This is a genomic window from Chryseobacterium indologenes (assembly GCF_002025665.1).
Classification (GTDB): Bacteria; Bacteroidota; Bacteroidia; order Flavobacteriales; family Weeksellaceae; genus Chryseobacterium; species Chryseobacterium metallicongregator.
The window spans coordinates 4,546,624-4,561,237 of record NZ_CP018786.1 but is presented as its reverse complement, the minus strand read 5'-3'; the positions used below and the strand labels follow the sequence as shown (position 1 = coordinate 4,561,237).

General features: G+C 36.9%; 9 protein-coding genes. 6 read left to right on the top strand and 3 right to left on the bottom strand.

Going from position 1 to position 14,614, the window contains the following annotated elements; genetic code table 11:
• The first annotated feature begins 198 nt into the window (after positions 1 to 198).
• From BUE84_RS20590 to BUE84_RS20565, 6 genes are all read left to right on the top strand, one after another.
• Entirely contained in the window at positions 199 to 1,737 is a 1,539-nt protein-coding gene (locus BUE84_RS20590; protein ID WP_079243303.1) for a TlpA family protein disulfide reductase, read from the top strand.
• 108 nt (positions 1,738 to 1,845) lie between these two features.
• On the top strand, positions 1,846 to 3,258 hold the full coding sequence (gene rlmD / locus BUE84_RS20585) for a 23S rRNA (uracil(1939)-C(5))-methyltransferase RlmD (protein WP_079243302.1): 1,413 nt from the start codon (positions 1,846 to 1,848) through the stop codon (positions 3,256 to 3,258).
• Between the two features lie 31 nt (positions 3,259 to 3,289).
• Complete coding sequence (locus BUE84_RS20580) at positions 3,290 to 3,766, top strand: DUF6452 family protein (protein ID WP_079243301.1); 477 nt, start codon at positions 3,290 to 3,292, stop codon at positions 3,764 to 3,766.
• Complete coding sequence (locus tag BUE84_RS20575; RefSeq protein ID WP_079243300.1) at positions 3,732 to 4,397, top strand: DUF6048 family protein; 666 nt, start codon at positions 3,732 to 3,734, stop codon at positions 4,395 to 4,397. Before BUE84_RS20580 ends, BUE84_RS20575 begins: the two co-directional genes overlap by 35 nt.
• 276 nt (positions 4,398 to 4,673) lie before the next feature.
• Positions 4,674 to 7,706: a reprolysin-like metallopeptidase gene (locus tag BUE84_RS20570; protein ID WP_079243299.1), complete on the top strand. Its 3,033-nt coding sequence runs from the start codon at positions 4,674 to 4,676 to the stop codon at positions 7,704 to 7,706.
• Positions 7,707 to 7,873: 167 nt separating this feature from the next.
• On the top strand, positions 7,874 to 12,304 hold the full coding sequence (locus BUE84_RS20565) for a GEVED domain-containing protein (RefSeq protein WP_079243298.1): 4,431 nt from the start codon (positions 7,874 to 7,876) through the stop codon (positions 12,302 to 12,304).
• 137 nt (positions 12,305 to 12,441) lie between these two features.
• Here BUE84_RS20565 and coaE read toward each other — a convergent pair whose 3' ends face one another.
• Genes coaE through BUE84_RS20550 form a run of 3 tightly spaced genes read right to left on the bottom strand, consistent with a single transcriptional unit; the run spans position 12,442 to position 14,572 of the window.
• Positions 12,442 to 13,071, bottom strand: coding sequence for a dephospho-CoA kinase (gene coaE / locus BUE84_RS20560; protein ID WP_079243297.1), 630 nt, complete (start codon positions 13,069 to 13,071; stop codon positions 12,442 to 12,444).
• A gap of 9 nt (positions 13,072 to 13,080) precedes the next feature.
• The gene (locus tag BUE84_RS20555) at positions 13,081 to 13,947 is read right to left on the bottom strand and encodes an MBL fold metallo-hydrolase (RefSeq protein WP_079243296.1); all 867 of its coding nucleotides are present in this window, start codon (positions 13,945 to 13,947) and stop codon (positions 13,081 to 13,083) included.
• 13 nt (positions 13,948 to 13,960) lie between these two features.
• The gene (locus BUE84_RS20550) at positions 13,961 to 14,572 is read right to left on the bottom strand and encodes an FMN-binding negative transcriptional regulator (protein ID WP_079243295.1); all 612 of its coding nucleotides are present in this window, start codon (positions 14,570 to 14,572) and stop codon (positions 13,961 to 13,963) included.
• Between the last annotated feature and the right edge of the window lie 42 nt (positions 14,573 to 14,614).

The window sequence follows — 14,614 nt, the reverse complement described above, 5'->3', positions numbered from 1 at the left end:
TATTTATTAAGTATATATTTGGAAGGTAATTGAATCGTTTTCTGAAAAAACTTTCAAATACTTTTTACCTTCAAAAAGATGACCTTCAATAATTGGAATATCCCTTTTGAATGGTAATAATAAAATTTTTAAAAAAAATAATTAGTGTGAATTAGCAAGCCCTAAAAAGCGTATTTTTGTGTAATATTAAAAATTGAAATGAAAAAATATCTTTTATTGTTTATCATCACATTCTTTGTGATGTCTTGTTCAAAAAAAGTAGAAGTAAAAGGAAAAATTACTGGAAGCTCACCATTAGAAAGAATTGAATTTGTAGAAGCTTCAGGAGTAGGAACCCTGCCTTTGATTAATATAGGTCTTGATAAAGACGGAAACTTTTCAGGAAATTTTGACGCTCCTAAAGATGGAATGTACGTAATCAATTACGCTGGCAGACAAAGCCTGATCTATCTTGAAGGTGGACAAAAAGTAAATATCTCAGGAAACGGAGCAACTTTCCCAAATGAATATGTGATTACCGGGGATGCTAAAAAGAATAATGACTTCCTTACGGCAAGTATGAAGTTCTTGGCAGAATATGGAGGTAAAGTTAATTTACCTGTATTAATGGGTGGAGATGAAGCTGCATTTTTGAAAGGTATGCATAAAATTGAAGCAGATATTAATAAAAACGTAGATGACCTTGCAAAGAAAAATAATCCAAGCAAAGGATTATTGGAATGGAAGAAAAACGATGTGAAAGTAACCATTCTTAACTTGCTTGCGAACTATGAAATGTCTCACGGTCCAATGTCTGGAAATCCTTCTTTCAAAGCGTCTAAAGCTTTCAAAGATTACGAAACTCAGCTGGAAACAGACAAAGATGGAATGGTAAAAACGATTCCTCTTTACAGACAATATCTTCTTGTAAAAATGACTCCGGATTTCCAGAAATATGCTGAAGCAAATAGCAAAGGAAAAACAGGGATTACAACTTCTGAGATGTTCGCTCAGTATTTAAAAACAAAAAAAGATTTATCTCAAACAGCAAAAGATTATCTTCTTGCATTTGTAATGGCTCAGGCTGATATCCATCCAACAACTCCAGCTGCCAATATTGACAAGATTAAAAAGATTATCGATTCAGATATTAAAGATGCTACCATTAAAAGTGATCTTTTAAAAATGCAGGTAGCTATTACAGGACTTAAAATCGGAGAAGCAGCTCCTGAAGCAGCATTAGCAAAACAAGATGGTAAATCATACCAGCTTTCTGAAAACAAAGGAAAACCTTATATGTTATTCTTCTATGCTTCATGGAATCCTTACATCAGCGAAGCTACAGTACCTGTATTAAAAGAAGTGGTAAACTTTTATAAGTCTAAAATGAATTTTGTATTTGTAAACGTAGACGATACAAAAGATCAATTTATTAAGACAAGCAACTCTTTATTAAAAGGTATTCAGGGAGTGAATGTTTATGGAGAAGGAGGATTGAACTCTGACATCGCTAAGAAATATGGAGTATACGGGTTTAAGTTACCTTGCTTTGTGATTATTGATAAAGATGGTAAAATTGCCAGCAGATCTTTTGTAAACCTTGGTGAGCAGGAATTGGTGACTATTTTGGATAAACAAACAGGTCTTTCAGCTCCGAAGGTAGATCCAGCGCAAATGCAGCCACAATTACAGCTTGATCCATCTGCAATGCAGCAAGCACCACAGCCAGCAAATCCACAGCCGGCTCCAACAAAATAATAAACTTTAACACAGTATAGAAACCTTATCTTCGGATAAGGTTTTTTTTATTGTATTTTTGCAAACTGGAACGTAAAAGTTTCAATTAGGAAAATAGAAAATTTTAGAATGAGTAGGAAGAAAAAAAGAGATCTAACTCTTGAAAATATAAAATTGTTGACTGCCGGAGCAAAAGGAGTGGCAATAGGAAAAACAGAGGAGGGTAAAACCGTAATGGTAACAGGCGCAATTCCAGGAGATATTGTGAATGTGAGAGTGAAAAAAGCGAAGTCTAAATATTATGAAGGCGAAGCGATTGAAATACTTGAAAAATCACCATACAGAGTTGAACCTAAATGTATCCACTTTGGTACTTGCGGAGGATGCAAGTGGCAGAATATGAGCTATGAAAAACAGCTTGATTTTAAACAGGAAGAAGTCTATAATAATATTAAAAGAATCGGAGGGATTGATGAGTTTGAAACTGTGCCAATTCTTGGATCTGAAGAACAGTATTTTTATAGAAATAAAATGGAGTTTTCCTTTTCCAATGCAAGATGGCTTACTCAGTACGAAATCAGTTCTGAAGAAAATTTCGGGAGCAAAGATGCTTTAGGTTTTCATATTCCCGGAATGTGGAGCAAAATTCTTGATTTGAAAGAATGTTTCCTTCAGGAAGATCCTTCTAATGCTATTAGATTGGCTGTAAAAGAATATGGCGTTAATACTGGCCTGGATTTCTTTGATGTGAGAAATCAGGAAGGATTCTTAAGAACCTTAATGATGAGACAGAATTCTCATGGAGAATGGATGGTTCTTTTCCAGCTTTACAGAGAAGAAAAAGAAAACAGAGAAAAACTTTTTGAGTTCTTATTAGAAAAATTCCCACAGATTAAAACATTAGTATATGCCATCAATCCTAAACAGAATGACTCTATCTATGATTTAAATATCAACGTATATTTCGGAGAAGGGTATCTTATGGAAGAGATGGACGGGCTGAAGTTTAAGATTGGACCGAAATCATTCTTCCAGACCAATTACAAACAGGCGTTGGAACTATACAGAAAAACTCTGGAGTTTGCAGATCTGAAAGGTGATGAAGTTGTGTATGATCTTTATACAGGGACGGGAACCATCGCACAATATGTAGCAAGAAATGCAAAACAGGTAATCGGAATAGAATCTGTACAGGAAGCAATAGATGCGGCAATAGAACATGCTGCTTTGAACGGTTTAACAAATACAACATTCTATTGTGGAGATATGAAAGATATCTTTAATGATGAATTCATGGCTAACCATCCTAAAGCAGATGTATTAATCACAGATCCACCAAGAGATGGAATGCATCAGAAGGTTGTAGAACAGATTCTTAAGCTTTCGCCGGAAAAAGTAGTTTATGTAAGCTGTAACTCTGCTACACAGGCAAGAGATCTTGCTTTAATGAAAGAACATTATACTTTAGTAAAGATCTTACCGGTAGATATGTTCCCACAAACACACCATGTTGAGAACATTGCATTACTGATTAAAAAATAAATTTATTTAAATTTGAATTTCAAATCTTAATATGAAGTATTTTAAATTTCTCATAGCGATCTGCTTTTTAGGAATGCTTGTTTCCTGTGGAGGCGACGATGATATTTGTGAAAGCGGAGAAGGAACTCCAAGAATGAAGGTGGCCTTCAGAGACATTGATAGTGGAAAAGAGACGACTCTGGATTCACTTTATGTCGCAGTAGACTATGGTGCCGGAAAGGTAGATCTGGGAGTAGCTGTAAAGACTGATTCCAGGTTAATTCCTCTACGGGTAGACAGTTCACCTTATACAGACGTTTATTTTAAACTTACGAAAAAGGGCACGGAATCTAAAGTAAGAATTAAATATACTACAAAGTCAACATATGTCTCTCCCGGATGCGGAATCAAAAAGTATTACGAGAATTTAACTTCAGAATTAGTAACTCCGGATCCAGTTCAGAAAGTGGAGGCCGGACAAAATCAAATAGAGAATGAAGACAAGACTAATCTTTACCTTTCTTTTTAGTTTATTTGGAATAATAAGCTGGGCCCAAGACAAAAAAAAGGAAGCAGAGAAGAAGGTTCAGGAAAAATATGAACCTAATTTTATGGTTGGCCTTGATGTATTGAATACCGGAGCCGGATTTTTTTCAGATAGAAAACTGTATCAGGGATTTATTTCCTCCAAGATCAAAGGAAATGTTCATGCTATTGCAGAAGCCGGTTTTGAGAAAAACGTATATCAGAAAAATGGCTATGATGCTAAGGCAAGCGGTCCTTTCGTTAAGTTAGGAGCTTTCTATATGCTGGCAAAAGATGCAGAAAATGAATTTAACGGATTTTATGCTGGTGGAAAAGTTGCTGGATCTTTCTATAATCAGGAATATATGGCGATTCCCGTTCGTGGATTTGGAGGAAGTAATTCTTCTGAAGCATTTCCTTCATCCTCACAGTCTTCTTTTTGGTTGGAAGGAACTATTGGAGGTAGAGTACAGTTATTCAGTTCCAATTTTTATATAGATGTAAATCTCCAGCCAAGATATATGGTATATACTTCTAAACAGGATGACATCACTCCAATGATTGTTCCTGGTTTTGGAAAAAGTTCTTCAAAGTTTAATATGGGATTTGCATGGAATATAGCTTATAAATTCTAGAAATGATAGCTCTTACCGTTTAAAATAAAAAAACACAACCTTTAGAATATTCTAAAGGTTGTGTTTTTTTTAATGAATGCTATTTATAATTTCTATAAATGATTATCCTTGACTTTTACAATATATATAATATAAAATCAATCTTGTTCTTTGATTTATATTTTTTTTAATGAATGTGTTTTTTAGGTGTATAATATTAAAAAATATTAAGTTATTTTATTTGTGTGAGTTATAAAATGGCTATATTTGGCGGAAATTATAATTGTGTTTTAATTTATGAAAAGAGTATTTACTGCTTTAATGTTTACTTGTATAGGAGGGGCAGTGTTCGGCCAATGGACACCAACTTCTCTTAAAAAAGGAGACGACAACAAAAGAAGTACAGGATTTAGAGTAGATCAATCTAATGTAAGAAGTAACGGGTACTATAAACTGGACCTGAACTTACTGAGATCTCAGCTGAAGAATGCACAGGAAATGGGAGCAAATTCCACTCCTGTAGTAATTTCTCTTCCTACGATGAGCGGGAAGATTGAAAGGTTTAATGTATATAGTTTTCCAGTAGTTGTAAAAGAACTGGCAGACAAGTATGAATTAGGATCTTATGTTGGAACAAGTGTCGATGACCCTACCAAATACTTAAGATTCAGTATCGCTCCTAATGATTTTCAGTCAATGATCATCCATGGAGATAAATATGAATTTATTGATCCTGCTTCAACAGACAAAACAGTGTATGCTGTTCATCCTAAGACAAAAAAGGAAAAGAACGGTTTCTTGTGTTCTACAGAAGAATCTCCTGCTGCTAAGAAGGAAATAGATGCTTTATTAAAAAATGGACAGTCGTTCACTAATCAGCCAACAACTTTTAATAAAAGTTCTGATAAGAAATATAGAACAATGAGACTGGCAATGTCTGTTACGGGTGAGTATACGCAATACTTTATGGGACTTGCTGGTGTACCTGCTACTGCTACGGATGATCAGAAAAGAGCTCCTGCTCTTGTTGCGATCAACAATACTCTAACCAGAGTAAATGGAGTTTTTGAGAAAGACTTTGCATTGCATTTGAATTTACAAAACTTTCCCAATGTAATTTATATTGATCCTGCTACAGATCCATATGCCGCTGCTGCAACCGGAGCACAAGGCGCATGGAATGCACAGCTGCAAACAGCTTTGACAAATAATGTAGGAAATACTAACTATGATATCGGACACTTATTCGGTAAATCTGGAGGTGGAGGAAACGCCGGATGTATCGGATGTGTATGTATTAATCCTACAACTTCAGTTCCTAAAGGAAAAGGTTCAGGATTTACTTCTCCTGCGAATGGAATTCCATCAGGGGATAGCTTCGATATTGACTATGTAGCCCATGAGATGGGTCACCAATTAGGAGCTAACCATACTTTCTCTCATAATCTTGAAGGAAGCGGGGTAAATATGGAGCCAGGTTCAGGAACTACCATTATGGGATATGCAGGTATTACTGGTCCAGATACAGATGTTCAGCAAAACTCTGATCCTTATTTCCATAAAGCAAGTATCGGTCAGGTACAAGCTAACTTAATTGCAAAAACATGTGACGTAGAAACTACAATTACCAATAACCCACCGGTAATTACTGACCTGCCAACATATACTATACCAAAAGGTACTGCTTTTGCCTTGACGGGTAGTGCTACAGATCCTGAAAATGACCCAATGACATATTCTTGGGAAGAGGTAGATGATGCTTTAGTTTCCATTGATAAATATAACTTAGGAAATACAACATCAGGAGCCTCATTCAGATCTGCTGCTCCAAACGCAAGCCCAACAAGATACTTCCCGAAATTTACGTCTGTAATGAATGGAGTATTAAATAACGCAAACAATACTTGGGAAGCTGTATCTACTACGGCAAGAACTACAAATTTTGCATTAACTGTAAGAGATAATAATTCCAATGTAGCTGAACAGCAATCTGCTTTTAAAGTTCAGACTATCGTTGTAGGAGATAATGGTCCTTTCAGATTAGCTAACCAATATGCTGATGTGAATACTCCAACTCCGGTTCAATGGATTGTTGCCAATACTAATGCAGCTCCTTATAATGTTGCTAATGTAAAAATTGATTATACTACAGATAACGGAACAACCTGGACGGTATTATCAGCATCAACACCTAATGACGGATCTGAAAACTTTACTTTCCCTTCTTCATTGAACGGTCAGACTATTAAAGTAAGAGTTTCTTCAATAGGAAATGTTTTCTATGCAGTAGGACCTGTAAGTATTGCACCCCTATCTGCTTGTAGCAGTGCTGCACCAACTAACGTTGTTGTAAGCAACATTACGGTGTCTTCAGGAAGTGTATCTTGGATGTCTTATACAGGCGCAACTTATAAAGTACGTTACAGAAAAGTAGGTACAACTGTATGGACTGAAGCTGATACAGCAGTTCCTTCAATCAACCTAAGTAATTTAATTGATGGTACAACGTATGAAGTTCAGGTAGCTTTAGTTTGTGGTACTACAGTAGGAACATATTCTGCATCTGTAAACTTCAGTACACCTGCACTTGCTTACTGCGCAGCTGCTTCAACAAGTTCAGACTATGAGTACATTGCCAATGTGACACTTGCGAATGTAAATAATACTTCGGCAAATAGTACATATACAAACTATGCAACAAATACAGCACTTCAAGTTAACCTTGTAAAAGGAACTACTTATCCTATTTCTGTTACCGTAGGAAACTCCGGTAGTGCTGATTATGATACGGTAGCTGCATTTATAGACTTTAACAAGGATGGTGTTTTCAGTGATTCAGAAAGAGTATTGAATTATCCTGTAACATTAACGCAGCCATCAACTGTAGTAAGCGGAAACGTTACAATTCCAGCGAATGCAGTAGAAGGACAGCCGTTAAGAATGAGAGTTGTAGCATTCTATGTAGGTGCTGGAACTGGAGGTGGTAACATTGGTTTATCATTACCTTCAGATTATGTTTGTGGAGAACTTTTCGATGGTGAGGTTGAAGATTATAACGTAGTTATTACAGGTAATCTTGCTACTTCTGAAAGTGCTGTTAAAAATAATGGTATTCAGATTTATCCAAACCCTGCAACTGATGTTCTAAACATTACTAAAGTTTCAGATAAAGCAACTTATAAAATCTATAGTGCTGCCGGACAATTAGTCGATAGAGGAAATATTAATAATGGAAAGGTTAATGTTTCAGCTTTAGTTAAAGGTGGTTACATTATTACAATAGATGATAAAGGAATTGAACAATTCAAATCTAAATTTATCAAAAAATAAAGATAACCTTTAAATATTAGTAAATCCCCGGGAACTCCCGGGGATTTCTTTATTTAGAGCATAAGTGATGAATTTGTTATTTTTTTATAAAAAAAACATAAATGCACTTATAAATTAATAATAAAAAATGATTAGATTTGTGTGATTAATATTATAATGAAAACATTATGAAGAAATTCTTTACCTCTTTAATTCTGTTTCTCTGTTTGATTTGTACAGGCTTTGTATCCAAAGTCTCGGCTCAGGCAGGACAGATCGGGACAGGAACGGGTACCTCTGTGTATCTCCCCATACGTTCCTACTATGGGTATAGTTATTCCCAGCAGATCTATACGGCTGCGGAACTTACGACTGCCATTGGTACGTCGAACTATATCACAGCTATAAAGTTTTATTCCACTACTGTTGCAACCTCTCAGGCTGTATATAAGGATTGGGTGGTATACATGGGAAATACTACCCAGGCTGCCTTTACATCCAATACAAACTGGGTGCCGCTAAGTTCTCTGACTCAGGTGTATGCCGGAGATTTACCTAACTTAACGAATGGAAACTGGGTAACGCTTCAATTAGCTACACCATTTTTATGGAATGGAACAGACAATCTTGTGGTTGCTGTAAATGAAAAAACTCCAGGTTACGCATCTTCACCAGGTACCGCTTGGGGATCTTATAATGCAGGGGCAAACCGAGGTATCATCTATTATGAAGATGGAACGAACCCGGATCCTGCTGCACCTCCTTCTGCAAAAGACAGACTTGCAGATATTCCAAGAATCCAGCTGGAAAGTCACCAGTTGCCAGCGTGTTCAGCAGCACCGCCTACTAATATTACAGTTTCAAACCTTACAACAACTTCAGCTAACGTAGCTTGGTATCTTTCTGCAGGAGCTACTTATGTTGTAAGATACAGACCTGTATCAGGTGGAGCCTGGACAACGATTAACGTTACAACTCCTTTGATTGGGAATCAGCTGATTACCGGATTAACTGAGCAAACTCAATATGAAGTTCAGGTAGCAACTGTCTGTGGAGGCTCTCAGGGAGCATTCTCTTCCAGCGTAAACTTTACAACACCGGCTCTTACATATTGTGCTTCTGGTGCTACTAGTACATTTATTGACGGATATATCAATCAGGTTTCTGTTAATGCACAAGGAGCTCCATCAATGAACAGTAACTCTGATCAAAGTGGTTATACAGATTACAGTACAGATCCTACGAGAGTAGTTACTTTAGTAAGAGGTGGTACTGCTACAGTTTCTGTTTCAAAAACTTGGCCAGGGTATCAATATAGCTTCTTAACGGGAGTTTGGATTGACTTTAACCGTAATGGTGTTTTTGAAGCAAATGAAAGAGTACTTACTTCACCAAGTAATACAACAACTCCAGTTACAGCTACATTTACAGTACCAAATGCTGCAGGTGGTGTTTACACTGGAAACCTGACTACAAAAATGCGTGTTGTATTAAACGAATACAGCCCTATTAACGCTTGTGGAACATACTCTTATGGTGAAACTGAAGACTATGCAGTAAAATTTATAGATTTATCACCTTGTACTACAGCACCACCATCTAATATCACAGTAAATAGCATAACTCCTTCTTCAGCTAATGTTACTTGGACATCAGCTACAGGAGCTACTTATATAGTAAGATACAGAGTTTCTCCTTCTGGTGCTTGGCAGCAGATTGCTGTAAATACCCCATTAATCAGTAATCAAATGCTTACCGGATTACTGGAGCAGACTACCTATGAAGTACAGGTTGCTACTGTTTGTGGAGGAACAACAGGTGCATTCTCACCAAGTGTTACCTTTACAACACCAGCTCTTACTTATTGTACAGCAGGTCCTACAAGTAATACTGCTACAAGCGGATATATTAATAATGTAACTGTTACTCCTACGAATACTCCTATTATGTTGAGTAATTCCGGATCTGACAATTATAAAGATTATACAACAGATGCTACAAGAGTAGTGATCTTTGAAAGAGGTTCAGCAAATAATAAAATTTCTGTAAACAAATACTGGCCAGGTTCTCCTACATCTTATGGAGTTTCAGCATGGGTAGATTTTAACAGAAACGGAACATTTGAAACCAGTGAAAGAATTCTTAATACTACCTATAACACAACTACCCCTGTAACGGCTACTTTCGCAGTACCTACGGTGGCAAGTGGTAACGTATATACAGGAACTCTTCCTACCCGTATGCGTGTAGTAATGAGATATTTTGATAATGCTAATCCTTGTGGTACATTCAGCCAGGGAGAAGTAGAAGATTATGCAGTGAAATTTGTAGATGCTCAGCCTTGTTCAACAGCTGCTCCAACAAATATTACAGTGAATAATATTGGCGCTACTACAGCAACGGTATCATGGGTTGCTACTGCGGGTGCTACATATAATATAAGATGGAGAGTTGCTCCAAGTGGAGCTTGGCAAACAGCTACAGTTCCTGCTGGTCAGAACTTCTATGGAATTACTGGTCTTACAGAGCAAACCAATTATGAAGTTCAGGTTTCTACAACTTGTAACGGTTCCACAGGTTCTTACTCATCATCAGTAGCATTTACAACACCTCCATTGTCTTACTGTCCAATGACAGGTACCGGAACGAATGACCATATCTCGAATGTAACAGTTACCTCTTCGAATCTTGGAGTTCCACCAATGAATAATACTTCAGTACAGACAAACTATACAAGCTATACTACAGCTGAAACTCTTGTTACTTTAGATGTAAATTCTCAAAATAACAAAATCTCTGTTGCAAAAGGTTGGACAGGCGCAACAGGTAACGATGCTGTAACAGCTTGGATTGACTTTGATAGAAACGGACAGTTTACAGATGCCGAGAGAATTTTAATTTCTCCAGCTAATACAACGACTCCGGTTACAGCTACTTTTGCTGTTCCTTCAACTGCTTACACTGGACCATTGACAACTACTATGAGAGTTGTACTGAAACGTACAAGTGCTCCTACCATGTGTCAGAATGCAGTAGATGGAGAAGTGGAAGACTATAGAGTAAGAATCAGACCTTGTAGCAATGCAACTCCTAATGCACCAACATTTACAACAACGCATACAACAGCTACTGTTACCATCACTGGAGCAGGAGTGAGCTATGTGGTGAGATACAGAGTTCAGGGAACAACAGCTTGGACGCAAGTATATGCTTCAGCACAATTGGGGAACCTTCCGTTAGTAATTAGCGGATTGACACCAGCTACTACTTATGAAGTGGAGGTAGCAGCAATTTGTGGAGATATCGTTGGAACAGCAACTCCAATCAAGACATTCACTACAAGATGTGATCCTACTCCTCCAAATGTAACAGTAAGTAACATAACTCCAACAACAGCATTAATTACGTGGTCTCCGCTTGCAGCAAGCTCTACGTATACAATGAGATGGAGAAAAGTAGGTACTACTACATGGGCTACTATAAGTTTACCAGCAGCTCCAGCCAATACTTATGTATTAGGAAGTGTAACTCCTCTAGAGCCATATACAACTTATGAAGTACAGATTGCTAACCAGTGTAATGGTGAAACAACGCTGAACCCATATTCAAACCCTAAAGTATTTACTACAGAAAGAATATGCCAGATTCCGCCTCCAGGATTAACAATTACTCAATTGCTTCCTACATCAGCGGCAATCCAGTGGGATTCGTTCCCGGGAGCAACGTATGTTCTTAGATATAGAAAAGTAGGTATTCCAAGCTGGACAGAAGTACCGTCATTAGTTAATAACCTTGTATTGACAGGTCTTACAGAATTAACGAAATATGAAATGCAGGTAGTGAATATCTGTAATGGTACGCCAGGAAACTATACTCCTCCTTACTACTTTACAACTCCTACAGTAATCTACTGTAAGATGAAAGCAGAAAACTCTACAGGAGAGCATATCTCTAAAGTTACTGTGAAGCCTACCGGTAAGAAAACAATGGAGAATGAATCCGGAGCATCTACTTATACAGATTATACAGGAGTTCCTAAAACATTCATTGAGATGATCCAGGGGTCAACTGACAATGAGATCATCATCGAGAAGAAATGGACAGGGAATACTTACAACGAAGGAATCGCAGTTTGGATTGACTTCAACAGAAACGGAGAGTTTGATATCAATGAAAGAGTATTTACTTCTTCACCAAATTCAAACAGCCCTGTTTCAGGAAAATTCAATGTACCTGCAGATGCTTTTGTAAGTATGACAGACTATAAGTATGTAGTGATGAGAGTAGCAATGTCTAGAGACGGTATCCCTGTAAACTGTGCTGACTTCAAAAACGGAGAAGTAGAGGATTATACAGTGAGAATCTCTAAACCGACTGTTGCTAATCCAATTGATCAGACAAGTGTTATGATTTATCCTAACCCGGTAAGCTCAGTATTGTTTGTGAAAAATGTTAGCAAGAGAGCTAAATATAAGATCTACAATGCTGCTGGGCAGGTAATTGCTGACGGTATCTTACTAAACAACCAGATCAATGTAAGCAGATTGATTAACGGTGTTTATGTTATTGATATCGACGATAACGGTAATACTACCCAAAAGAAATTTATCAAAGAATAAGTCATTTAAATTTCAAATAGAATAAGCCTCCAGAAATGGAGGCTTATTTTTTATTAAAATATCTTATTGGAATAATCCCTCAGAAATTATTTTTTGCAGAAAAGAACTCGTTAGAAAAGCTTCTAACGAGTTCTTATTTATTCAATACTGAAAACTACTTTTTCAGTCTGTTCTTTTAGTTCTTCCAGATTGGTATTATTGTAAATGATACAATCTGCCATTTTTATTTTATCCCTTTCAGGCATCTGTTTTTCCATGACAGCTTCTACCTCGCGATAGGTTTTGTTATCCCTGTCCATTACTCTTTTAATTCTGATATTATCCTCAGCAGTTACTAAAAGAGATTTATAACATTGTCTGTTAAGTTTCAATTCAAACAATAAAGCTGTTTCTTTAAAAACTAAATATTTGGTTTGTTTCTTAACCCAGTTTTCAAAATCAATTCTTACAGCGGGGTGGATGATCTCATTCAATTGCTGAAGCAGATCTCTGTTATTAAAAACTTGATCAGCCACAAATTTTCTGTCATATAACCCATTTTCATCATAAGATTCTTCGCCAAGAAGTTCCTTGATTTTTATTTTCAGTTCTTCACTCTCATTGACAATGGCTTTAGCTCTGTCATCGGAATAATAAACCGGGAAACCGAATTCCTCTATAAAGCGCGCTACTGTAGTTTTTCCAGAACCTATTCCTCCTGTTAAACCAATGATCTTGGGTGCTGGTTCCGGCTCTGTCTGCTGTGTTTCTGAATGTAATTCTTCCATGATTAAAAATTAATATCCAAAAACATCATTAAAGCTAAACGTTTCATCAAGTCTTACCCCTTTTTCGGTCATTTTAAGGCTTGCAAGCTCGTTATGCGCATCATGCTCAAAGAACAATAAATACTCGTTGTCTACACACTGCTTCAGGAACTTTGCTTTCTCTTCCATTGTTAAAAGTGGTCTGGTATCATATCCCATCACATACACAGGGTTGATATGTCCTGCCGTAGGGATAAGGTCTGCAGCAAAAACAACAGTTTTTTCCTGGTATTGGATTACCGGAAGCATTTGTTTTTCTGTATGCCCGTCTACGAAAATAACATCCATTTTAAGATCTGGAGCAAAACCATAGTTTCCGGTAGTAGGAAGAGGTAAATAGTTAAGCTGGCCACTTTCCTGCATTGGCATAATATTTTCCTTCAGGAAGCTTGCTTTTTCTCTTGCATTGGGTTCTGTTGCCCATTGCCAGTGATTTTCATTCGTCCAGAAGTTGGCATTTTTGAAGGCTGGTCTGTATCCGGTTCTGTCGTCATTCCATTCGATAGCACCACCACAGTGATCGAAGTGAAGGTGGGTAAGGAATACGTCCGTAATATCCTCCTTTATAAAGCCATATTTTTTAAGATTTTTATCAAGAGTATCATCTCCCCAAAGAGAGTAGTGACCGAAGAATTTATCATCCTGTTTGTTACCAAGACCGCAGTCTACCAGGATCAGTTTTTTTCCATCTTCAATAAGCAGAGAACGTGTTCCCAGCTCGATCAGGTTTTTTTCGTCTGCAGGGTTCGTTTTTTCCCACAGACTCTTCGGGACGACTCCGAACATAGCACCGCCGTCCAGTTTAAATTTTCCACATTGTATTGGATATAACTTCATATGTATATTTTGATTATTTCTTTATTAATTTCATTTTCTCCGCAATTTTTCTCGCGTTATCATCAGATTGTTCAAGTTGAGTAATGATGTTGTTAAAATCATTCTCTTTTCTGTTCTGAGAAAGTTTTTGTTTGATAAATATTTCGGTTGGAATAACTTTAATCCCAAAAGCGCCCTTCATTTCCTTTTCCACAAATTCTTTTCCCATGTCTTTCACCATCATTGGGCATTGCTGAAAGCTTTCATATTTGGACGTTAATTTATCCAAATGAGCATACAGTTCATTATGATTCATTATTTCAACTTTTCCGTGAATCTGTACTGCCTCATAATTCCAGGTGGAAACATTGATATGATCATACCAGCTGCTGGAAATATAAGTATGAGCCCCTAAGAAATCACAAAGAACTTCATCACCATTTTTTAAGGTTTTCGCCTGAGGGTTAGCTCTTGAAATATGAGTTTCAACATAAATATTTTCAGGATCATCTTCATTGAGCATCATCATAGAATGAGTGGCCCGTATCTTATCTACGGAAGAAATCAGTAAAGCAAAAGAATTTTCTTTGATAATCTTTCGCATCACATCAAAATCTTCACTTCTATATAATTTGGGTATAAACATAAACTAATCAATTCTCATTAACCTTAAACTTTGAACTCAAAA

What these genes read in the sequence shown, in the direction of transcription:
- BUE84_RS20590 (WP_079243303.1), top strand. Translation starts at nt 199, where the DNA reads ATGAAAAAATATCTTTTATTGTTTATCATCACATTCTTTGTGATGTCT.
- rlmD (WP_079243302.1), top strand. Translation starts at nt 1,846, where the DNA reads ATGAGTAGGAAGAAAAAAAGAGATCTAACTCTTGAAAATATAAAATTG.
- BUE84_RS20580 (WP_079243301.1), top strand. Translation starts at nt 3,290, where the DNA reads ATGAAGTATTTTAAATTTCTCATAGCGATCTGCTTTTTAGGAATGCTT.
- BUE84_RS20575 (WP_079243300.1), top strand. Translation starts at nt 3,732, where the DNA reads ATGAAGACAAGACTAATCTTTACCTTTCTTTTTAGTTTATTTGGAATA.
- BUE84_RS20570 (WP_079243299.1), top strand. Translation starts at nt 4,674, where the DNA reads ATGAAAAGAGTATTTACTGCTTTAATGTTTACTTGTATAGGAGGGGCA.
- BUE84_RS20565 (WP_079243298.1), top strand. Translation starts at nt 7,874, where the DNA reads ATGAAGAAATTCTTTACCTCTTTAATTCTGTTTCTCTGTTTGATTTGT.
- coaE (WP_079243297.1), bottom strand. Translation starts at nt 13,071, where the DNA reads ATGGAAGAATTACATTCAGAAACACAGCAGACAGAGCCGGAACCAGCA.
- BUE84_RS20555 (WP_079243296.1), bottom strand. Translation starts at nt 13,947, where the DNA reads ATGAAGTTATATCCAATACAATGTGGAAAATTTAAACTGGACGGCGGT.
- BUE84_RS20550 (WP_079243295.1), bottom strand. Translation starts at nt 14,572, where the DNA reads ATGTTTATACCCAAATTATATAGAAGTGAAGATTTTGATGTGATGCGA.